Raw genomic sequence first — 20,675 nt, 5'->3', positions numbered from 1 at the left:
CGTGGGTGGCCGGGGTGATTGTCAGTGGTGGCTCGTACTGTCCTCGGCATGGCAATCGTGACGTTCGTCGACGAGACGACAACGGGGGAGCGGCGGGCGGCCTGGGGGCTGGAGATCGCCGAGGAGCGGCTGAGTGTGCGGGAGTTGATCCGACGCCGGGTCTTCCAGGAGGTCGCCGAGTTCAACGCCCGGACGCCGCAGGTGTTCCAGGGACTCGTGCAGCCCGAGGACACCGAGCGCGTGCTGAACGGGTACGCGCTGCGCACCCCCCGCCGCATCGACCCGGAGACCCAGACGGCCCTGGCGCTGCGGGCGTTCGCGGGGAACGGCTTCCTGGTGCTGGTGGGAGACCGTCAGGTCACCGGCCCGGACGAGGAGATCGACCTCCCGCTCGGCACCGAGGTGACGTTCCTGAAGCTCGTCCCCCTGGTCGGTGGCTGATGAGCGCCGTCCGTACCCCCCGGTCGCACATGGACCGGCTGCTCGACAGGATCGCCGAGGGCGACATGGGCCGGCTCGCGGACGAGGCGCTGAGCGTGCTGGACTCCAGCCACGGCAGCTGGGGCCGCAACTGGGGCGAGGTGCTGGACCGGCTCCGCGAGCTGCCGGCCGGCCGCCGCCGCGAGCTGCTGCACGCCCTGGCCGGCCGTTTCGCCCGGGCGGGCGACGACACTGAGGACCGCTGCCGCCACCTCGCCCTGTGCGGCCTGGTCTCCGAGGGCCTCGCCGACGACCCGCTGGCCGCCGAGCGCCTCCGTGCCCTGGACGACCTGGCCCGGCGGCAGACCTTCTGGTACGCGGCCCGCTTCGACGTCCTGGCCCGGGCGGAACTGGCCGCCGGGCGGCCGCTGTCCGCCCCCATCGTGGCCGTGGTCCGCCGCTCCGCCCTGGACGCCTACCGCGCCGACGACCTCAAGGCCCTGGCCCGGGAGCTCACCGACCCCGTCCTCAACGTCGGCGAGGCCTGGGCCGAGCAGGCCCTGCGGGACGCCACGACCCCCGACTGGCAGGCGCTGCTGCGGCACGTGCTGACGGCCACCGCCTCCAAACCCACGGCCAAGTGGGACAAGCAGGCCCGCACCCTGCTGGACGCCCTCGGCCCCGGCCACGTCCGCGACACGGTCCTGCCCTGGCTCGCCCTCGTCGGCCGCCCCCGCACGCTCCCCCTGGAGCGCCGCGAGTGGGAGCCGGACGTCAACAGCGCCTTCGACCCCTACAACGCCACCGCCCTGCGCGGCCTGGCCTGGCTCCTCTCCCTGCTGCCGCCCGACCCGGGGACGGCCCGGGCCCTCGGTGCCCTGGTCGAGACCTCGCTGAAGAAGGTCGCGGGCATCGGCCCCCGCAACCCGAAGGTCGCCAACGCGGGCGTGGTCGCGCTCGCCCGCGTCGACTCGGAGGCGGCCCTCGCCGAACTGGCCCGGCTGGCCACGCGGGTCACGTACAAGAACACCGCCAAGCTCCTCGACTCGGCCCTGGAGGCCCGCGCCACCGCGCTCGGCCTCAGCCGCGAGGAGATCGAGGAACTGGCGGTCCCGGCCTACGGCCTGACGGAGGTCGGCCGGGCCACCCACCGCCTCGGCGAGGCGACGGCCCTGCTGGAGATCGAGGGCACCCGATCCGTCCTGACCTGGCGCAACGCCGCGGGCAAGCCCGTCAAGAGCGTGCCGGCGGCGGTCAGGCGCGACCACGCCGACGAGCTGAAGGACCTGAAGTCGGCGGTCAAGGACATCGACAAGATGCTCTCGGCGCAGAGCGAGCGCCTGGACCGCCAGTTCCTGGCCCGCCGCAGCTGGCCGTACGCCGTCTGGCGCGAGCGCTACCTCGACCACCCGCTCGTCGGCACGCTGGCCCGCCGCCTGCTCTGGACGATCGACGGCACGACCGCCGGGTACGCGGACGGCGAGCTGCGGACCCTGTCCGGCGAACCCGTGCGGGAGGGCACCCGGGTGGAGCTGTGGCACCCGGTGGGGCACGAGCCGGCCGAGATCGTCGCCTGGCGCGACTGGCTGGAGCGGCACGGCATCACCCAGCCGTTCAAACAGGCGCACCGCGAGGTGTACCTGCTCACGGACGCCGAGCGCGCCACCCGCACCTACTCCAACCGCTTCGCGGCGCACGTCCTGCGCCAGCACCAGTTCCACTCCCTGGCCGCGGTCCGCGGCTGGCGCAACAAGCTCCGCCTCTGCGTCGACGACTCGGCCCCGCCCGCCACGCGGGAACTGCCCCAGTGGGGTCTGCGCGCCGAGTACTGGATCGAGGGCGACGGCGAGGAGTACGGCGTCGACACCACCGACTCCGGCAGCTACCTGCGCCTGCGCACCGACCAGGTCCGCTTCTACCCGATCGGCGCCCCGGAGAACTGGGCCCACTGCCACGGCGGCGAGTACACCATGTGGCTCACCCCCGGCCGGGACCCCGTCGAGCCCGTCCCGCTGGAGGACATCCCGCCCCTCGTCCTCTCCGAAGTCCTGCGCGACGTCGACCTGTTCGTCGGCGTCGCCAGCATCGGCAACGACCCGACCTGGCAGGACGGCGGCCCCGGCGGCCGCTTCCGCGAGTACTGGGCGTCGTACGGCTTCGGCGAGCTCAACCAGAGCGCCGAGACCCGCAGGCTCCTGCTCGAACGCCTGGTCCCGCGCCTGGCGATAGCCGACCGCTGCACGCTGGAGGGCCGCTTCCTGCACGTCAAGGGCGACCGCCACACGTACAAGATCCACCTCGGCTCGGGCAACATCCTCAGAACCCCGAACGACCAGTACCTGTGCATCGTCCCGAAGTCCGACCCGAAGACCCAGGGGACGGGCTACCTGCCCTTCGAGGGCGACCGCATGCTGTCGGTGATCCTGAGCAAGGCGATGCTGCTGGCGGACGACACGAGGATCACGGACCCGACGATCCTGAGCCAGCTGTGAGCCTCAGTCGGCCGGACCCGGGCGGCCCGCCTTCAGGATCGCGGCGACGTCGAGCGTGACCTCGGCGCCGATCGCGCCGGGGAGCGTGACCCGTTCGCCGGGGGCATGAGGGCGGTGGTTCGCGTACGTGTCCCCGGCGGGTTCCGTGAGGACGTGGAGGCGCTCGTGCTCGCGGTCGACGACGACGTACACCGGCACCTTCGCCTCCGCGTACGCGGCGACCTTGGTGCGCAGGTCCGCCCGGTAGTTGCTGGAGGTCACCTCCAGGACCAGGCGGAAGCAGACGGGGTCGTAGCAGTTGTTCTGGATCAGGTGGTCCTGGTAGTCGGCGTCCACCAGGGACAGGTCCGGGATCGCGTAGTCCTCCGTGCCGGTCGGCAGCCAGAGGCCGATGCCCTGCACCGGCTTCGAGTCCGTGCCGTGGAGGCCCGCCGTCACGAAGGGCAGCATGAGGTCGGTCAGGACAACCGCGTGCGGGCCGTCCGGGGGCGGGGACACGAGGATCTGGCCTCCGATGATCTCGACTCGGTAGCCCGGGTTGCGCTCCATGAGCCGGTTGGCCTCCGCGATCAGCGGACGCTTTCCGTAAGGCCGCTCGACGGCTGCAGCGGACATCAAGGTGCCTCCGTGGCTGGTGTCGAGAGCCTCATCGTAGGCCGGACGACGCGTCCACGGCCCGTTCCGGCACCTCCACCCGATGGTGTGGCATATGCCAGAAGGCCCCGTCACCAGCGGCGACGGGGCCTTCTCGGTCGAGCGGCCGGGCTCAGTAGCGGCGCGTGATCAGCGCCCGCTTCACCTCGGCGATCGCCTTCGTGACCTCGATGCCGCGCGGGCAGGCGTCCGTGCAGTTGAAGGTCGTGCGGCAGCGCCACACGCCCTCGCGGTCGTTGAGGATCTCCAGGCGCTGCTCGCCGGCCTCGTCACGCGAGTCGAAGATGAACCGGTGCGCGTTGACGATGGCGGCCGGGCCGAAGTACTGGCCGTCGTTCCAGAAGACCGGGCACGACGTGGTGCAGGCCGCGCACAGGATGCACTTCGTGGTGTCGTCGAAGCGCTCGCGGTCCTCGGCGGACTGCAGCCGCTCCCGCGTGGGCTCGTTCGTGTCCTTCGTGATGAGGAAGGGCATGACGTCCCGGTACGCCTGGAAGAACGGCTCCATGTCGACCACGAGGTCCTTCAGCACCGTCAGGCCCTTGATGGGCTCGACCGTGATCGGCTTCTCGGGGTTGATGTCCTTGATCAGCGTCTTGCAGGCCAGGCGGTTCTTGCCGTTGATCCGCATGGCGTCCGAGCCGCAGATGCCGTGCGCGCAGGAGCGGCGGAACGTCAGCGTGCCGTCCAGGTCCCACTTGATCTTGTGGAGGGCGTCGAGGACGCGCTCCTTCGGGTCGATCTCGACCTGGAAGTCCTCCCAGGTCGCGTCCGCCGCGACCTCCGGGTTGAAGCGGCGGACCCGGAAGGTGACCGTGATGTAGGGGGAGTCGGCGAAACCGGGCTCGGGCTTGCCGGCCGCGTCTTCCTTGTCCAGAACAGGGGTAGCCATCAGTACTTACGCTCCATCGGCTGGTAGCGGGTCTGGACGACCGGCTTGTAGTCGAGACGGACGGTTTCGGAGCCGTCGGCGCCGACCTCGCGGTACGCCATGGTGTGCCGCATGAAGTTGACGTCGTCGCGGTTCGGGTAGTCCTCGCGGTAGTGACCGCCGCGGGACTCCTTGCGGGCCAGCGCGGAGACGGCCATGACCTCGGCGAGGTCGAGCAGGTTGCCCAGCTCGATGGCCTCCAGCAGGTCCGTGTTGAACCGCTTGCCCTTGTCCTGGATCGCCACGTTCTTGTAGCGCTCGCGCAGCTCCGCGATCTTCTCGACCGCCGTCTTGATGGTCTGCTCGGTGCGGAACACCATGACGTTGGCGTCCATGGTCTCCTGCAGCTCGCGCCGCAGCTCGGACACGCGCTCGGCGCCGGTGGAGTTGCGCAGCCGCTCCACCTGGGCCAGGACGAACTCCGCCGGGTTCTCGGGCAGCTCGACGAAGTCCGCCTTCTGCGCGTACTCCGCGGCGGCGATGCCCGCGCGCTTGCCGAAGACGTTGATGTCCAGCAGCGAGTTGGTGCCCAGGCGGTTGGCGCCGTGCACGGACACGCAGGCGACCTCGCCGGCCGCGTACAGGCCCGGGACGACCGTGGTGTTGTCCGCCAGGACCTCACCCTCGACGTTGGTCGGGATGCCGCCCATCGCGTAGTGCGCGGTGGGCTGGATCGGGATCGGGTCCGTGTAGGGCTCGATGCCGAGGTAGGTGCGGGCGAACTCGGTGATGTCCGGGAGCTTGGCGTCCAGCTGCTCCGGCGGCAGGTGCGTGAGGTCGAGGTAGACGTGGTCGCCCTCGGGACCGCAGCCGCGGCCCTCACGGATCTCGGTGTAGATGGAGCGGGAGACGACGTCACGGGACGCGAGGTCCTTCATGACCGGCGCGTACTTCTCCATGAAGCGCTCGCCGTCCTTGTTGCGGAGGATGCCGCCCTCACCGCGGGCGCCCTCCGTCAGCAGGATGCCCATGCGCCAGATGCCGGTCGGGTGGAACTGGAAGAACTCCATGTCCTCCAGCGGGATGCCCCGCCGGTACACGGCGGCCTGGCCGTCACCGGTCAGCGTGTGCGCGTTGGACGTCACCTTGAAGAACTTGCCGCAGCCGCCGGAGGCGTAGATCACGGACTTCGCGTGGAAGACGTGGATCTCGCCGCTGGCCAGCTCGTAGGCCACCACACCGGCCGAGCGCTTGACGCCGTCGACCTCGGTGATGAGCTGGTCCAGGACGTAGAACTCGTTGTAGAACTCCACGCCCTCCTTGACGCAGTTCTGGTACAGCGTCTGGAGGATCATGTGGCCGGTGCGGTCGGCCGCGTAGCAGGAGCGGCGGACCGGGGCCTCGCCGTGGTTGCGCGAGTGACCGCCGAAGCGGCGCTGGTCGATGGTGCCGTTCGGGGTGCGGTTGAACGGCAGGCCCATCTTCTCCAGGTCGAGGACGGAGTCGATGGCCTCCTTCGCCAGGATCTCGGCGGCGTCCTGGTCGACCAGGTAGTCACCGCCCTTGACCGTGTCGAAGGTGTGCCACTCCCAGTTGTCCTCCTCCACGTTGGCCAGCGCTGCGGCCATGCCGCCCTGCGCGGCGCCCGTGTGGGAGCGGGTGGGGTAGAGCTTGGTGAGCACGGCGGTGCGGCTGCGCTTCGTCGACTCGATGGCGGCGCGCATACCGGCGCCACCGGCGCCGACGATGACGGTGTCGTACTTGTGGATCTTCATGATTCTCGCAGCCCCGTGCCTAGCGGATGTTCGGGTCGAAGGTGAAGATCACCAGCGTGCCCAGCAGGATGGTGAACACCGTGGCGGTGTAGAGCAGAGCCTTCAGCCACAGCCGGGTCTGCGCGCGCTCGGCGTAGTCGTTGATGACCACGCGCAGGCCGTTGGCGCCGTGCAGCATGGCCAGCCACAGCATCAGCAGGTCCCAGACCTGCCAGAACGGGGACGCCCAGCGGCCCGCCACGAAGGCGAAGCCGATCTTGGAGACGCCGCCGTCCAGCACGAGCTGGATCAGCAGGTGGCCGAGGACCAGCACGACCAGCACGATGCCCGACAGGCGCATGAAGAGCCATGCGGCGAGCTCGAAGTTGCCCCCGGTGGACCTGGGGGACTTCTTGGTGCGCTTGCGCGGGGCCTCGATGAGGGGCGCCGGGTTGTCGACGGTGTAGACGGCGCCACCCTCGACGGGGCCGACGCCGGCGGCGGTCTTATCGGTCGTGGACATTGGCGTCAGCTCCCGAACAGTTCACGAGCGGCGTGGCCGAGGACGGGGTAGATCGCCCCGAGCATCAGCACGACCCACAGGGCGACGACGGTCCAGAGCATCTGCTTCTGGTAGCGGGCGCCCTTGATCCAGAAGTCGACGGCGATGACACGCAGGCCGTTGAGCGCGTGGAAGAGGATGGCGGCGACGAGGCCGTACTCCAGCAGCGCGACGATCGGCGTCTTGTACGTGGCCACGACCTTGTCGTAGGCCTCGGGGGACACCCGCACGAGGGCGGTGTCCAGCACGTGGACGAACAGGAAGAAGAAAATGAGGACGCCGGTGACTCGGTGAGCCACCCAGGACCACATTCCTTCCCGGCCGCGGTACAGCGTTCCAGCCGGCACGGAAGTTTCCTCCGGGAGCGGTGATTGGGGCCGCGCCGGCTTTCCTTGTCGGTCGGGCCCGGCCGGGTACGGTCCACCGGCCCCCAGCATCGTAGCGAGGCGTTGCCGCTGGGCTGAGCGGGGGTCTGGCTGTGTGATCAAACTGGCATGCGTACGGCCTAGCCGCGCGGCTTCTGAGGTGGGGTGTCCGGTTATCGGCCGGGTGCGGCGCCCTCGTGGCTCGCCGCGCGGTTCCCCGCGCCCCTGACGAGGGCGTGGACCAGCCGTTCTCTCGCCAGGCGCCGGAGTTCCTCCGCCGTCACCGCCCGCTCCTCCTCCGGATCGTTCGTCAATCGTGACCGGATGGCTTCCAGGAGGTGGTCGAGGATCTCGGAGGGGGACAGGCCGTCCAGGCAGATGACGAACACGTGTCCGAAGCGGGCCTCGTAGGCGGCGTGGGCCGCGTTGAGGGCCGTGTGGGCCGCGGAGTAGGTGTCCGGGGGCAGCGTGGGCAGGGGCTCGGCGGCCAGGGCCTCGGTGAGGTCGGCCCAGGTCAGGTCGTAGGCCGCCTCGTCCGCCGCGGCCAGCAGGGAGTCCAGGTCGGGATAGGGGCGGTGCTCCGCGACGCGGCGGGACCAGCGACGGCTGCGCAGGCAGGTGAGGAGGGTCCGTTCGAGGTCCTGGGCCGGGGCCGCGTTGAAGTGCTCCACCGGTACGGCCAGGCGGCCGGGGAGGTCTGGGAGACGGGGCGCGGGCAGCGTGGGTCCTCGTGGGCGTCACGTGTGTCGGCAGGGCAATGTTGTGAGAGTTGTGACGTCACGCTATCGAGTGCGACCGCGGCGTGTCCGACGGATGCCCGAATTTCACCCGGGGGAGAGAGTTTCGGAACGCGTGGTGGACGCGCGCCGGAGCGCGCCACGTCTTAGGTTGGCCGTGTGAGTCAGCACAGGCGCCGGGCTTCGGCGAAGCAGGTGAAACAGCGGCAGGTGCTGGTCGTGGCCATGGCGGTAGCCCTGGTCGTGGTCGCGGCCGGGGTGAGTCTGGGGCTCTGGGCGGCCTCGGGCGGCGACGGCGGGTCCACCGGACCGGAGGCCGGATCCACCGGGGGCGGGGTCGCGGCGGCCCCCACCACCACCGGGCCGGGATCGAGCCCCCGGCCCAGCCCCTCCCGTTCGTACGCCTTGTCGAAGACGCCCCGCACCATCCCGGCCGTGCGCGACCACACCCCCGCCCGCGGCCCGGGCTGGAAGCCCGGGGACGGCGACCGCGTGGTCGTGGACGACCCGGCGCTGGCCGACGAGGGGCGGCTGATCGCCGGTGAGCTGGGGCTGGCGTACGCCGGGCAGAAGGACGACGACCGGGACGGGGACCTGCGGCTGTCGCTGGCGGCGAAGAAGGGCGCGAACCCGGAGTCGTACGTGATGACCGTGCGCGACGGGCGCGTGGAGATCAGCGGGCCCACCGAGGCCGGCGTCTTCTACGGCACCCGCACGCTCAAGCAGGAGACCCACGACGGCGGCACGGCCCCCGAGGGCGTGGTGCGCGACGAGCCGGCCAAGGAGCGGCGCGGTTTCATGCTGGACATCGCGCGCAAGAACTTCACGGCCGGCTGGATCGAGGACCGCGTCCGTGAGCTGGGCGACCTGAAGTTCAACGAGCTGGGGCTGCACTTCTCCGACGACCAGGGCTTCCGGATCCAGTCCGACACCCACCCGGAGGTCGTCTCCGCGCAGCACCTGACCAAGGCGCAGGTGCGCAGGATCGTCGACCTCGCGGAGAGCCGGCACATCACCGTCGTGCCCGAGATCGACTCGCCCGGGCACCTCGGCGCGGTCCTGGACGCCCACCCCGACCTGCAGCTGCGCACCGCGCAGGGGTCGGCGGTGCAGGGCGCCGTCGACATCTCCAAGGCCGAGAGCGCCGAGATCGTCGACGACCTGCTGAACGAGTACGCGCAGCTGTTCCCCGGCAAGCCCTGGCACCTGGGGGCCGACGAGTACCAGGCGCTGGTCCGCTCCGACCCGGAGGCGTCCTTCCCGCAGCTGGCCGCCGCCGCGCGGGAGAAGTACGGCGCCGGCGCCACGGTCGCCGACCTGGCCACCGGCTGGCTGAACGACCGGGCCGCCACCGTCCGCGAGCACCAGCGCGTCCCGCGCGCCTGGAACGACGGCTTCTTCCGCGGTGGATCCGTCCAGGCCGGCAAGGACATCCAGGTCGCCTACTGGACCGGCAAGGAGATCGGCGCCCGGCCACCCCTGGAATACCTCCAGGCGGGCCGCAAGGTGATCAACTACAACGACGAGTTCCTGTACTACGTGCTCGGCGAGCCGCAGACCTTCGTCTACCCGACCGGGCAGCGGATCTACGAGCAGTGGACGCCCCGCGTGCTGCGCGGCACCGCGGCCGTCCCGGAGCGCTACGACGGCCAGATCCTCGGCGGCTCCTTCGCGGTCTGGTGCGACCTGGCGAACTCCCAGACGCAGGCCCAGGTCGCGGCCGGCATCCGGCTGCCGTTGCGGGCCACCGTGCAGAAGCTGTGGGACCCGGACAGGCCCGAACTGTCCTGGGCGGAGTTCCGGGCGCTGGCGGACAGGCTCGGCTGACTCCGCTCGAATTGGCCCATACGGCTGCGAACGCCCGTACGGCTGTGGTGGTCTTGCGAGGCGAGCCGAATCGAATATGCCGGGGGGAACCGGGACATGGGCTACTGGGGATACTTCGTCGTCGGCCGGGGGGAGCGGCCGATCGCCGGACTGACCGCGCTCGCGGGCGCGGCGGACGGGATGACGCGGCACACCTCGGCACCGGACGGATGGCAGATCTGGGAGTACCCGGGCGGCGAGGGCGACGTCGGGAACATGATCGCCCTCGCGGAGGAGACCGGCGCACCCGCGCTGTTCGGGTACGTGATGAACAGCGAGTGCGTGGTGCTGGAGGCGGCCGCGCCGGAGAGCGGGGCGTGGACGACCTGCCTCGCCCGGGCGGCCATGGCCGGGTACCTGGGGGCCGGGCGGGAGGGTCTCACGCTGGAGGACTACTTCCTCGAACCCCCTGACGCCGCCGAGCGCGCGGTGCGCTGGGCCGCCGAGGCCGGGCACGAGGTGGACGCCGAGACCCTGCTGGACGTCCTCACGTCAGACCCCGATCCCCTGGCCGAAAACCTCCTGTTCCGCTTCCTCGACAGGCTGGGCGTGGTGCCCCTGTGACACTCCCGGGCCGTCGCACGCAGTAAGGGGAAGTGCGGGTTCCGTGAGGGGTGAGGGCTGGTGGCGGCCTGACAAGGCCCTGGAGAAGGCCCGCGGAGGGAGGCGTGGATGAGCCTGGTGGAGTTGATCGCACAGGCCGACGAACGCGGGCTGGCCGCGAGCGGACTGGCTTGTTTGGATCGGTGCGTGCCGCTGCTGGGCGGTGACGACGAGACCCTGCGGCCGCTCTGGGCGAGCCTCACCGACGGCGCCGGCGCCGCCGAGTGGGGCGAACGGCTGGAGCAGGCCCGGGCGAAGCTGGACGCCGCCGGCGACGGGGACGAGGCGGTCGTGCTCGCCCACCGGATGCTCCGGGCGGCTCCCGCCGAGCGGTCCGCCGCCGCGGTGCGCGTCTGGGCCGACGCCTGCTCCGTCGCCTCCCTGCAGATCCACCGGCTCCTCGACCCCGGTGAGGACGACGCCTCCTCGCTGTCCGTGCGCCGCGAGGGCCGCACCGAGGGCATGTCGCCCCTCGTCGCCGCCGAACTGCGCCGGCAGGTCGTCGTCCTGGAGGTCCTCGCCGGGCACGGGCAGGCCGGGCTGCGCCGGGCGCTGGAGGTGTCCACGGAGGGGCGGCGGGTGCTGCGCGCGGTGGTGTCGCGCCGCAACCGGCACCAGGGCTGAGACGCGCCCAAACCCGCCTGCCTGCAAGAGTCCTGTGACTGTCCTCCGCACGAGGTGGGGCGGTCCTGCGCCGCTTCGGGGCAGCCGCCGGAATCCGGGTGACGAAACACTTCTCCTGAGCGCTCTTCGGAATGTGACGACTCAAGCGGAGACCAGGCCGTCGGCGGCGACGAAACCGCTGCGGTGGGCGGCGGACACAGTGGCGACGATGCGGGAGGGAGCACGGCTGCGCCTCGACTACTCGGCGCAGAGCCTGTGGAGCGTCGACCGGATGATCGAGGAGATACGGCGGGAGGGAGTGCCCTACGCCGCCGTCGAGACGGTGCTGCGCGGCTTCGGCGCCTACGCCGGTGAGGTGATCGCCCGTCAGGCCGGTGCCGAGTGGTGGGCCGGCGGCGGAGACCACTGGGTCCGCACGCCCGACGGGCGCCTGTGGGACCCGATCGACGAGGCCCGCCGCGCCTACGCCGGGCACGGCTCGCTGCGGCTGCTGTGCCGGGACGCGACCGGCGGCACGCCCCGGCCGTAGCCCCACCGGACGGCTAGGGCGCCCAGGGGCCGGGGGCGAACGGGTCCGCCTATCGGGGGGCGGGCTCGGCGGGCTTGCCGGCGTTTCCGGCGAGGGTGCGGACCTCGGGCAGGTCGTTGTAGAGGTTCTGCCCGGGGCACGCGGTCGGGTAGCCGTCGCGGTGGCCGGAGATGCGGTGCATCGTGACCTTCTCGCCCAGCTTGTACTTGCCGTTGTTCGCCCCGGCGGTCAGTACCACCGTGCCGGTGGGATCGATGCCGTACAGCCCGAGCTTCCACGCCGCGACCTTGGCGACCGACTCCCGGATGGCGGCGTTCGCGGTCGTCGCGGAGTAGTCGCCGAGCACCGAGACGCTGCTGGTGTCGCTGTTGAAGCCGTAGGCGTGTGCGCCGAGCACGGGTTTGTCGATGCCGCCCGCGCGGCCCTCGAAGACCGTGCCGCACTTGTCGACGAGGAAGTGGTAGCCGATGTCGTTCCAGCCGTTGCTCCTCACGTGGTACAGGAAGACGCCCCGCACGATCGACGCCGACTCGGAGCAGGCGTAGGCGTTGGTGCCCGCCGTGTGGTGGACGAACATCGCCTTGGTGTCGCCGGTGTAGGTGGGCGGGTCCTTCACCAGGGACTCGTCGGCGCCCCAGGCGGAACGCGACGTGACGGCCGGGCGGTCCGGGGCGAGCGGCCCGGCGGCCGGGGGGACCACGCCCGGCTGCGGCACGCCCGGTTCGACGACGTCCGGTTCCACCACGTGCACGGCGTCCTCCGCTCCGGCGTCGGGGTCGACGAGCTCGACGCGCAGCCCCTCGGGCAGCCGTCCGCCCGAGACGCGCACCTGGACGCCGTCCGACGGCCCGGTCCACAGCGGCTGGGTGCCGCCGCGCACTCCGGCGCGGGCGCGGTCGGGGCCGGTCTCGGGCGCCCGCACATCGGTCTCCAGGGGGCGCCACGCGCTCCACGCACCGCTCTCCCGGGAGCGGGTGCGCACGTACGCGGTGCCGTCCAGGACCGCGCGCGGATCGTCCCAGGTGACGCCGATCAGGCTGAACGGTTCGGTGGTGCGCGGCGCGAGGGAGCGCTCGTGCGGGTCGCCGTCCGGCACCCGCACGGTGTGCACGCCGTCGGAGGACAAGGAGTCGGAGGAGGAGGGGAAGGGGGAGGAGGCGAGGGCGGGCCGGGCCGGGCCGAGGGCGCCGAGGGCCAGGGCCGTGGCGACGGCGGTGCGCAGCAGAAGGCGTGTCATGAGGGCTCGTCTCCGGTCCACTTGGGGGCGGCGGGATGTCCTGAGCGTCATTCCCCCCTGCCGGGCCGTCCGTTCGCCCGCAGGGAGAAATCCGGCGAACGGAGGACGATCGCGGGGCCGTGCGGCGTGCCCACCCGGGCCCTGCCGCGGACCGGGCGCCGGTGGTGTCGGGGCGTCAGGTCCGGTCGGGTGCCAGTGGTGTCGGGGTCAGGTGCTGCCGGGTGTCCGTGGTGCCGGGTGCAGGTTCCGCCGGCGGCCGTGGGCGTGTCCGGGGCTGTCGCGTGTGACACTTCCCGGCGGCCCGGCGCTGATCAGCGTGGAGGACGTGGCACGGACGCGCCGCGCTCGGTACGGACGAGGACGGTTCTTGGGCCAGGGAGGGGAACCCCGGCGCGGGCAGGCGCAGGACGGGGAACTGGGCGCGGCCGTCGCGCGGGCGCAGGACGGTGACGAGGCGGCCTTCGCGGTCGCCTACCGGATCGTGCAGCCGGGCCTGCTCGGCTACCTGCGCGGTCTGGTCGGGGAGGACGCGGAGGACGTGGCCTCCGACGCCTGGCTGGAGATCGCCCGGGACCTCGGGCGGTTCCAGGGCGACGGGGCCGGCTTCCGGGGCTGGACGGCGACCATCGCCCGGCACCGGGCGCTGGACCACCTGCGCCGCCAGCGCGTACGACCGCGGCCCTCCGCGCTGGAACAGGACGTCCTCGACCTGCCCGGGCCGCACAGCACCCACGACCAGGCGCTGGAGTCGCTGTCCACCGCGCACGCCCTGCGGCTGGTCGGCGCTCTGCCGCGGGACCAGGCGGAGGCCGTGCTGCTGCGGGTCGTGGTGGGCCTCGACGGCCCCGCCGCCGCCCGCGTCCTGGGCAAGCGGCCGGGGGCGGTACGCACCGCCGCGTACCGGGGGCTGAAACGTCTCGCCGCCCAGCTGGGCGGCGAAGGTGTGACGGATGAGGCGCGCCGGACGCTGGGGGAGTCGACATGAACGGCGCCCGCGGCCCGGGGGCGGCCGCCGGGGCCCGTGCCCTGAACAGGGCGGACGGACGAGACGTATGGATGGGGCCCGGGACACCGGGCCGGCCGGCCGGGGCGTGGGCACGTGGCGGGCCGTGCGGTACGCGTGGATCGAGCAGGGACGGGACCGGACATGGGTGAACATCGAAGCGACGGCGGGCTCCCCGGCCGTCAGCAGGTGCACCCCGCGGACCCCGCGCACACCCGCCGGGCCGTGCCGGACGGCGACGGAGGGCTGCCCGGCCACCACCGGGCGACCGGCCGGGGCGGTCCCGGCTCCTCCCCGGCCCTGAAGGAGGCCGAACTGGAGGTGCTGCTCGCCGCCGCTCTCATCCGGGACGGCGTCGACGCCGAGGCCGAGCAGCGGGCCGTCGCCGCGTTCCGGGCCGCCCGGCAGGCCGGCGCGCACCGGGACCGCACCCGCCGCCGGGACGACTGGCGGTCCCGGGAGCGCCCGCTTCCGGGGCGTTCGCTGAAGGCCACGCTCTCCGTGCTGCTCGCCAGTCTCACGCTGGGCGGTGTCGCCGTGGCGGCGATCGGCACGGTGGCCTCCACCGACGACTCCGGCGAACGGGGCCGCCCCCCGGTCTCCACCCGCGCCCCCGGTCCCTCCGCCGACGGCACCACCGACACCCCGGCCGGGTCCGGCTCCACCCGCCCGGACCACCCCGGCACCGCCCGGGACACCGAGGCGCACTGCCGCGCCTACGAGCGGGTCGGGGGCCGCGGCGAGGCCCTGGACGCGACGGCCTGGCAGCGTCTCGTCGAGGCCGCGGGCAGTGAGAGCAACGTCACCGCCTACTGCGCCGAGCGGTCGGCCCGGGCCGACGAGAAGACCGGCGGCACCGCCGAGCCCGGCAAGGGCGAGGGCACTCCCGGCTCCGGCAACGCGGGCGGTGGCCCCGGGAACGCGGGCAACGGCTCGGGCGGGGAGGGCCGGGGCACGGGCGGCCAGGACACGGGCCGGGGCTCCGGGGGGAACGGTGCGGGCACGGGGGAGAGCGGCTCGGGTGCCGCCCGCAACGGTGAGGGGGGCGCCGTCGGCAATGGTGGACAGGGCGCCGTCGGCAACGGCTCCTCCGGGACCAGGGGCAAGCCCGCCCAGCCCGGCGACCGCCGCCCGTAGCCGGGTCGGGGGCCGGAGGGGCGTTTCGGGTCCCGGAAGCCGGTCAGGTCGCCCGGGCCCGCCGGCACCGCCGGGCAGCCGCCCGTGCCACCGGTCAGCCCTCCCCGCGGCGGGGGCCGGAGCGCCGTCGCGCCCCGCCATGGCAACGGCCGGAGCCGCCACCCCCCACAGGAGAGGCCCCGGCCGTCGCGCGGCACGGGCCGCGCGGCGGCCCGTACTCCCTACAGCGCCCGGTGTGCGTTTTCTGTCACACCCCTCCGTGTCACGGCTTAGTTGCATCTCGGGGGGACATGGACGGGGAGTGGTTTCAGGTCGTAACGTGCCTTTCGCGCCACACCGAGGCAGCAAGACCACCGCAACGACCTGCGGGCTTGTGAACCGCAGTGATCAAAGAGGAACGACGACGGCGAGAACCCGGGCCGCGAGAGCGGCGCCGGCTCAGGCGCAGAAGGGCACGCGGTGCTGGGGGACGACGCGGAGCTGACCGCCGCGGTGCGTGCGGCACAGGACGGGGACGAAACCGCGTTCCGCACTGTGTACCGCACCGTGCACCCGCGGTTGCTCGGATACGTACGGACGCTCGTCGGCGACCCCGACGCCGAGGACGTGACGTCCGAGGCGTGGCTGCAGATAGCCCGCGACCTGGAGCGGTTCACCGGTGACGCGGACCGGTTCCGCGGCTGGGCCGCCCGGATCGCCCGCAACCGCGCGCTGGACCACATACGCATGCGCGGGCGGCGGCCCGCCATAGGCGGCGACGAGACGGAGCTGACCGGCCGCGCTGCCGAGTCCGACACCGCCGGCGAGGCCATCGAGGCGCTCGCCACCGACGGCACGTTCTCCCTCATCTCCCGGTTGCCGCAGGACCAGGCCGAGGCGGTCGTCCTGCGCGTGGTCGTGGGGCTCGACGCGAAGACCGCCGCCGAGACCCTCGGCAAGCGCCCGGGCGCGGTCCGTACGGCGGCGCACCGGGGCCTGAAGCGGCTCGCCGAGCTGCTGGGCGACAATCCACAGGCCGATCCGGAATCGGCCGGGGTGCTCGACGCCCTGCCGCCCCAGCGAGAACCGCACGGCGGTGCGGTGACGTCCGCAACTGTGACGCACAGCGTCGCGCGGACGCAGAAGGATGTGTGATGGCCGACGAGCAGTACAGGTGGCTGGACCGCGAGACGGCGGAGCGTTTGCTGAGCGGAGAGCCACCGGAAGCTGTCGACGGTGCCCATCGGGGCGAGGCCGAACGGCTCGCCAGGACGCTCGGCGCACTGTCCGCGCCACCCCCGCCGACCAGCGAAGAACTCCCCGGTGAGGCCGCCGCGGTAGCCGCCTTCCGCAAGGCGCGGGAGGAACGCGCCGACGCCGCGGCCGCCGCCGCCACCCTCCGCGGACGGGCCGCCGACGGGACCGCCGACGCCGGGCTGGTCCGGATCGGAGCCGCGCGCGGCAGCGGCCGCGGTGCCGTCCGGCGGTTCCGCGGGGTCCGCCCCGCCGGCCTGGCGCTGGCCGCCTCACTGGCCGTCGGCATGGCCGGCGGAGTCGCCGCCGTGGCCGCAACCGGAGTCCTGGGAGCACCGTTCGGCGGTGACGAGCCCGACCCCGGCGCCTCCGTCTCGGCCGCCGTCACTCCTCCCGAGCGCCCCCTGGTCTCGCCCTCCCCGACCGGTGCCGGGCAGGGCGGAGCGGATCCCGGCGACCGCCCGGACGGCGCGGCGACGGGTGGTACCGGCTCCGGACGCACCGGCACCGGCGAGGACACCGGGAAACCCGGCACCGGCGAGGACCGTCCCGACGGCCGTGAGCGGATCGCCGAGGCCTGCCGCGACCTGCGCGCCGGAAAGCGGCTGGACGACGACCGCAGACGCGCCCTGCGGGACGCGGCGGACGGCACGCGCGTGTGGAAGTACTGCAAGGGCGTCCTGGCCCTGGCCGACCCCGGCTCCGGCGAGCGGGGCGACGAGGGGAAGGGCACAGAGAAGGGCCAGGGCCACGGCCACGGCAAGCACCGCAACGGTGACCGCGACCAGGGGCACGGCCGCGGGCAGGACGAGGCCGAGCGCCGGCAGGACAAAACCGAACGCAAAACCGAGCGCAAGACGGAGCGCAAGACGGAGCGCAAGGCCGAGCGGAAGGCCGGGGTGCGGAAGGCCGACGCGGCCGACGCCGTGGGCGGCGCGGACCGCGACCACGCCCGGCCTTCCCTCACACCCCTGCGACCTGGGATTTTGTACTCCGCGAAAATCTCCTGGCCGAGGGTGTGACGTTTTCGGCCGCTCCGGCGCAGTAATGAGTGAGCCGACTGGTCATCGGCCGTCGCACGGAGCCGGGGTTCCCCCCGTACCTACGGCTCGTGCACCTGAGCGCGGGCGGGACACGTTCCCCCGGTCCCGCCCGCGCCCCACATCCCCGCGCCAGCCCTCACCAGGACACGACGACCTTGTCGCCGTTGCGCACCTGCGCGTACAGGGCCGCGATCGCCGCCTCGTCCCGGACGTTCACGCAGCCGTGCGAGGCGCCCGCGTAGCCCCGGGCGGCGAAGTCCGCCGAGAAGTGCACGGCCTGGCCGCCGCTGAAGAACATGGCGTAGGGCATCGGGGAGTCGTAGAGCGTCGACACGTGGTCGCGGGACTTCCAGTAGACGGAGAAGACGCCCTCCCGCGTCGGTGTGTACTCCGAGCCGAAGCGGACGGCCATCGTCGACACGGTCCGCCCGTCGATCATCCACCGCAGGGTCCTGCTGGTCTTGTCGATGCAGAGCACCCGGCCGCCGCGGCAGCGCGGGTCCGGCGGATCGGCCGGCTGGCCGCCCATCAGGTACAGGTCCCAGCGGCCCGGCTCGCGGGTCATCCGCAGCAGCCGCTCCCAGGTGACGGTGTCGGTCCGCCCGGTGCGCGGCAGTCCGCGCTTGCTCTGGAAACCGCTGACGGCCCGCTCCGTGGCCTCGTCGTACGTCCCGGTGGGCCCGTCGAACAGCCAGGCGACCTGCCGCAGCCGTGCCTGGAGCTCGCGCACGTCCCGGCCCGTGGCGCCGCGCGACCACAGCACGCGGGGCGCGGCCCGGGGCGTGTCGTCGGGGGGCGGGGCGGCGCCCGACCGGCCCCCACCGCCGGGGCTGCGCGAGGCCGACGGGGTGCCGTCGGGCAGCTCGATGTGCACCGGCGGGCGGCCCTTGCCGTCGCCGCCGGGGGCCTGCACGGTGCAGCCGGTCAGCGCGGCCAGCACCGCGACCGCCGCCGCTGTCGCTCTCCCCACGCCCGCAGTACGCACACGCCCCCCGCCGTCCCGCCGGTCCGCCCGGATGTCACCTGAGATGTTCCCCGGGCGTGACCCGCCGCGAACCAGGGGGCATGGTGGTGAGCGAGGTCACTGCTTCCGGGAGGCATCACACCATGGCGCGCGAGTCGGAGTCGGGACTGCCGATCGAGCCGGTCTACGGACCGCAGGCCCTGCGGGGCTGGGATCCGGCCGAGAAGCTGGGGGAGCCCGGGGCGTACCCGTACACGCGGGGTGTGTACCCGACGATGTACACGGGCCGGCCCTGGACGATGCGCCAGTACGCCGGTTTCGGCACGGCCGCCGAGTCCAACGCGCGGTACCGGCAGCTGATCGCGCACGGCACCACCGGGCTGTCGGTCGCCTTCGACCTGCCCACGCAGATGGGCCACGACTCCGACGCCCCCCTCGCGCACGGCGAGGTCGGCAAGGTGGGCGTGGCGATCGACTCGATCGAGGACATGCGGGTGCTGTTCGGCGGGATCCCGCTGGAGCGGGTCTCGACGTCGATGACGATCAACGCCCCGGCGGCGGTGCTGCTGCTCCTGTACCAACTGGTGGCGGAGGAGCAGGGCGTCAGGCCCGAGCAGTTGACCGGCACGATCCAGAACGACGTGCTGAAGGAGTACATCGCCCGCGGCACCTACATCTTCCCGCCCAAGCCGTCGCTGCGCCTGACCGCGGACATCTTCCGCTACTGCGGGTCGGAGCTGCCGCGGTGGAACACGATCTCCATCTCCGGCTACCACATGGCCGAGGCGGGCGCCTCGCCCGTGCAGGAGATCGCCTTCACCCTGGCCAACGGCATCCAGTACGTGCGCACGGCGGTGGCGGCGGGGATGGACGTGGACGACTTCGCCCCGCGCCTGTCGTTCTTCTTCGTCGCGCGCACCACGCTGCTGGAGGAGGTCGCCAAGTTCCGTGCCGCGCGCCGCATCTGGGCCCGGGTGATGAGGGAGGAGTTCGGCGCGCGCAACCCCAAGTCGCTGATGCTGCGCTTCCACACCCAGACCGCCGGTGTGCAGCTGACGGCCCAGCAGCCGGAGGTGAACCTGGTGCGCGTGTCGGTGCAGGCGCTGGCCGCGGTCCTGGGCGGCACCCAGTCGCTGCACACCAACTCCTTCGACGAGGCCATCGCCCTGCCCACCGACAAGTCCGCCCGCCTGGCCCTGCGCACCCAGCAGGTCCTGGCCCACGAGACCGACGTCACGGCCACCGTCGACCCGTTCGCCGGCTCCTACGTCATGGAGAGCCTGACCGACGACGTGGAGGCGGCGGCGCTGGACCTGATGGACCGGGTCGAGGAACTGGGCGGGGCGGTCGAGGCCATCGAACGCGGCTTCCAGAAGGGCGAGATCGAGCGCAACGCCTACCGCATCGCCCAGGAGACCGACTCCGGCGAGCGGGTCGTGGTCGGCGTCAACCGCTTCCAGCTCGACGAGGAGGAGCCCTACGAGCCGCTGCGGGTCGACCCGGCCATCGAGGCCCGGCAGGCCGAACGCCTCGCCGCCCTGCGCGCCGAACGCGACCGGCAGGCCGTCGACACCGCCCTCGCCGCCCTGCGGAAGGCCGCCGAGGGCGACGACAACGTCCTGTACCCGATGAGGGAGGCGCTGCGGGCCAGGGCGACGGTGGGCGAGGTGTGCGGCGCGCTGCGCGAGGTGTGGGGGGCGTACGTCCCGTCGGACGCCTTGTGAGCGCCGCCGGAGGCCCGGCAGCACCCGGTCCGCAGGCCGGGACCGCGTGCGACACTCCCTTCCATGTTCGGTGTCATCGATCTGCCCACCTACCTGGCGGGCCTCGTCCTGATCATCCTGCTGCCCGGCCCCAACTCGCTGTACGTGCTGTCCGTGGCCGCCCGTCGCGGTGTGCGTTCCGGGTACACCGCCGCCGCGGGCGTGTGGTGCGGGGACGCGGTGCTCATGACGTTGTCAGCGGCCGGGGTGGCCTCGCTGCTGCAGGCGAACGCCGTGCTGTTCGGGATCGTGAAGTACGCGGGGGCCGGCTATCTGACGTGGCTGGCGGTCGGCATGCTGCGGGCCGCCTGGGGCATGTGGCGCACGCGCGGGGAGCGGGCCTCCGGTGGCGAGGCCGTCGCGCCAGCCGGGGAGCGGCCCTTCCGGCGCGCCCTCGTCGTCAGCCTGTTCAACCCCAAGGCGATCCTGTTCTTCGTCGCCTTCTTCGTGCAGTTCGTGGACCCGGCCTACGCCTACCCGGCGCTGTCCTTCGTCGTCCTGGGCGTCCTCGCCCAGCTCGCCAGCGTGCTGTACCTCAGCGCGCTGATCTTCGGCGGCACCCGCCTGGCCGCGGCCTTCCGGCGCCGCAGGCTCCTGTCGGCCGGGGCGACCTCGGCGGCGGGCGCCCTGTTCCTGGGGTTCGCGGTGAAGCTGTCGCTGGCGGGTTCGTGAGAGCGCGCCTCCGGCCGCCAGAGGCCCAAGTGGGCCAGCCGACCGGCGACCCGGCCGCTCAACACCGCCTGCCCGCCCTCGCCCGGCTTCGCATCGCGATGGCTACGGCATGGACGAACGCGCCCGCCTGATGGCCGACTGATGGC

General features: G+C 72.9%; 20 protein-coding genes. 12 read left to right on the top strand and 8 right to left on the bottom strand.

Features of this window, described 5'->3' with window-relative positions:
- The first annotated feature begins 48 nt into the window (after nt 1-48).
- Nucleotides 49-441 carry a hypothetical protein gene (locus AC07DA_RS21295; RefSeq protein ID WP_479129743.1) on the top strand — a complete coding sequence of 131 codons (393 nt, stop codon included), beginning with the start codon at nt 49-51 and terminating at the stop codon, nt 439-441.
- Entirely contained in the window at nt 441-2,912 is a 2,472-nt protein-coding gene (locus AC07DA_RS21290; protein WP_479129742.1) for a DUF4132 domain-containing protein, read from the top strand. The genes AC07DA_RS21295 and AC07DA_RS21290 overlap by 1 nt, the downstream gene beginning before the upstream one ends.
- Nucleotides 2,913-2,915: 3 nt before the next feature.
- Here the strand turns inward: AC07DA_RS21290 and AC07DA_RS21285 are convergent, their stop codons facing one another.
- The 6 genes from AC07DA_RS21285 to AC07DA_RS21260 form a co-directional block, all read right to left on the bottom strand.
- Nucleotides 2,916-3,527: a Uma2 family endonuclease gene (locus AC07DA_RS21285; protein ID WP_479129741.1), complete on the bottom strand. Its 612-nt coding sequence runs from the start codon at nt 3,525-3,527 to the stop codon at nt 2,916-2,918.
- Nucleotides 3,528-3,678: 151 nt separating this feature from the next.
- Nucleotides 3,679-4,458, bottom strand: coding sequence for a succinate dehydrogenase iron-sulfur subunit (locus tag AC07DA_RS21280; RefSeq protein ID WP_479129740.1), 780 nt, complete (start codon nt 4,456-4,458; stop codon nt 3,679-3,681).
- Entirely contained in the window at nt 4,458-6,212 is a 1,755-nt protein-coding gene (gene sdhA / locus AC07DA_RS21275) for a succinate dehydrogenase flavoprotein subunit (RefSeq protein WP_479129739.1), read from the bottom strand. The genes AC07DA_RS21280 and sdhA overlap by 1 nt, the downstream gene beginning before the upstream one ends.
- Before the next feature lie 19 nt (nt 6,213-6,231).
- A complete protein-coding gene (locus AC07DA_RS21270; protein WP_479129738.1) occupies nt 6,232-6,714 on the bottom strand; it encodes a succinate dehydrogenase hydrophobic membrane anchor subunit in 483 nt (160 codons plus the stop codon).
- 5 nt (nt 6,715-6,719) lie between these two features.
- On the bottom strand, nt 6,720-7,100 hold the full coding sequence (gene sdhC / locus AC07DA_RS21265) for a succinate dehydrogenase, cytochrome b556 subunit (protein ID WP_037670267.1): 381 nt from the start codon (nt 7,098-7,100) through the stop codon (nt 6,720-6,722).
- Between the two features lie 191 nt (nt 7,101-7,291).
- A complete protein-coding gene (locus tag AC07DA_RS21260) occupies nt 7,292-7,789 on the bottom strand; it encodes a 2-oxo-4-hydroxy-4-carboxy-5-ureidoimidazoline decarboxylase (protein ID WP_479129737.1) in 498 nt (165 codons plus the stop codon).
- Between the two features lie 291 nt (nt 7,790-8,080).
- Here AC07DA_RS21260 and AC07DA_RS21255 point away from each other — a divergent pair, with 291 nt between their 5' ends.
- The 4 genes from AC07DA_RS21255 (at nt 8,081) to AC07DA_RS21240 (ending at nt 11,477) form a co-directional block, all read left to right on the top strand.
- A complete protein-coding gene (locus tag AC07DA_RS21255) occupies nt 8,081-9,682 on the top strand; it encodes a beta-N-acetylhexosaminidase (RefSeq protein WP_479129887.1) in 1,602 nt (533 codons plus the stop codon).
- A 96-nt stretch (nt 9,683-9,778) separates the two neighbouring features.
- Entirely contained in the window at nt 9,779-10,285 is a 507-nt protein-coding gene (locus AC07DA_RS21250; protein WP_479129736.1) for a hypothetical protein, read from the top strand.
- A gap of 108 nt (nt 10,286-10,393) precedes the next feature.
- Nucleotides 10,394-10,948 (top strand): hypothetical protein, encoded by a 555-nt coding sequence (locus AC07DA_RS21245; RefSeq protein WP_479129735.1) that lies wholly within the window; start codon nt 10,394-10,396, stop codon nt 10,946-10,948.
- A gap of 133 nt (nt 10,949-11,081) precedes the next feature.
- Nucleotides 11,082-11,477: a hypothetical protein gene (locus AC07DA_RS21240; RefSeq protein WP_479129734.1), complete on the top strand. Its 396-nt coding sequence runs from the start codon at nt 11,082-11,084 to the stop codon at nt 11,475-11,477.
- Nucleotides 11,478-11,526: 49 nt separating this feature from the next.
- Here AC07DA_RS21240 and AC07DA_RS21235 read toward each other — a convergent pair whose 3' ends face one another.
- Nucleotides 11,527-12,714 (bottom strand): N-acetylmuramoyl-L-alanine amidase, encoded by a 1,188-nt coding sequence (locus AC07DA_RS21235; protein ID WP_479129733.1) that lies wholly within the window; start codon nt 12,712-12,714, stop codon nt 11,527-11,529.
- Between the two features lie 367 nt (nt 12,715-13,081).
- On the opposite strand from AC07DA_RS21235, the gene AC07DA_RS21230 reads away from it, so the two are divergent.
- From AC07DA_RS21230 to AC07DA_RS21215, 4 genes are all read left to right on the top strand, one after another.
- Nucleotides 13,082-13,699, top strand: a complete 618-nt coding sequence (locus AC07DA_RS21230; RefSeq protein WP_479129732.1) for an RNA polymerase sigma factor — start codon at nt 13,082-13,084, stop codon at nt 13,697-13,699.
- Between the two features lie 162 nt (nt 13,700-13,861).
- On the top strand, nt 13,862-14,854 hold the full coding sequence (locus tag AC07DA_RS21225) for a hypothetical protein (RefSeq protein WP_479129731.1): 993 nt from the start codon (nt 13,862-13,864) through the stop codon (nt 14,852-14,854).
- Between the two features lie 459 nt (nt 14,855-15,313).
- A complete protein-coding gene (locus tag AC07DA_RS21220) occupies nt 15,314-15,988 on the top strand; it encodes an RNA polymerase sigma factor (protein WP_479129730.1) in 675 nt (224 codons plus the stop codon).
- The gene (locus AC07DA_RS21215) at nt 15,988-17,109 is read left to right on the top strand and encodes a hypothetical protein (RefSeq protein WP_479129729.1); all 1,122 of its coding nucleotides are present in this window, start codon (nt 15,988-15,990) and stop codon (nt 17,107-17,109) included. Before AC07DA_RS21220 ends, AC07DA_RS21215 begins: the two co-directional genes overlap by 1 nt.
- Nucleotides 17,110-17,266: 157 nt before the next feature.
- On the opposite strand, the gene AC07DA_RS21210 is transcribed toward AC07DA_RS21215, so the two are convergent.
- Complete coding sequence (locus tag AC07DA_RS21210; protein ID WP_479129728.1) at nt 17,267-18,100, bottom strand: L,D-transpeptidase family protein; 834 nt, start codon at nt 18,098-18,100, stop codon at nt 17,267-17,269.
- 137 nt (nt 18,101-18,237) lie between these two features.
- Here AC07DA_RS21210 and AC07DA_RS21205 point away from each other — a divergent pair, with 137 nt between their 5' ends.
- On the top strand, nt 18,238-19,818 hold the full coding sequence (locus AC07DA_RS21205; RefSeq protein ID WP_479129727.1) for an acyl-CoA mutase large subunit family protein: 1,581 nt from the start codon (nt 18,238-18,240) through the stop codon (nt 19,816-19,818).
- Nucleotides 19,819-19,881: 63 nt separating this feature from the next.
- Nucleotides 19,882-20,529, top strand: a complete 648-nt coding sequence (gene leuE, locus AC07DA_RS21200; protein WP_479129726.1) for a leucine efflux protein LeuE — start codon at nt 19,882-19,884, stop codon at nt 20,527-20,529.
- The last annotated feature ends 146 nt before the right edge of the window (nt 20,530-20,675 follow it).

The sequence above is a fragment of the Streptomyces sp. NPDC044921 genome (genome assembly GCF_056432865.1).
The sequence above is the reverse complement of the archived record's forward strand: the minus strand, read 5'-3'. Positions and strand labels throughout refer to the sequence as shown.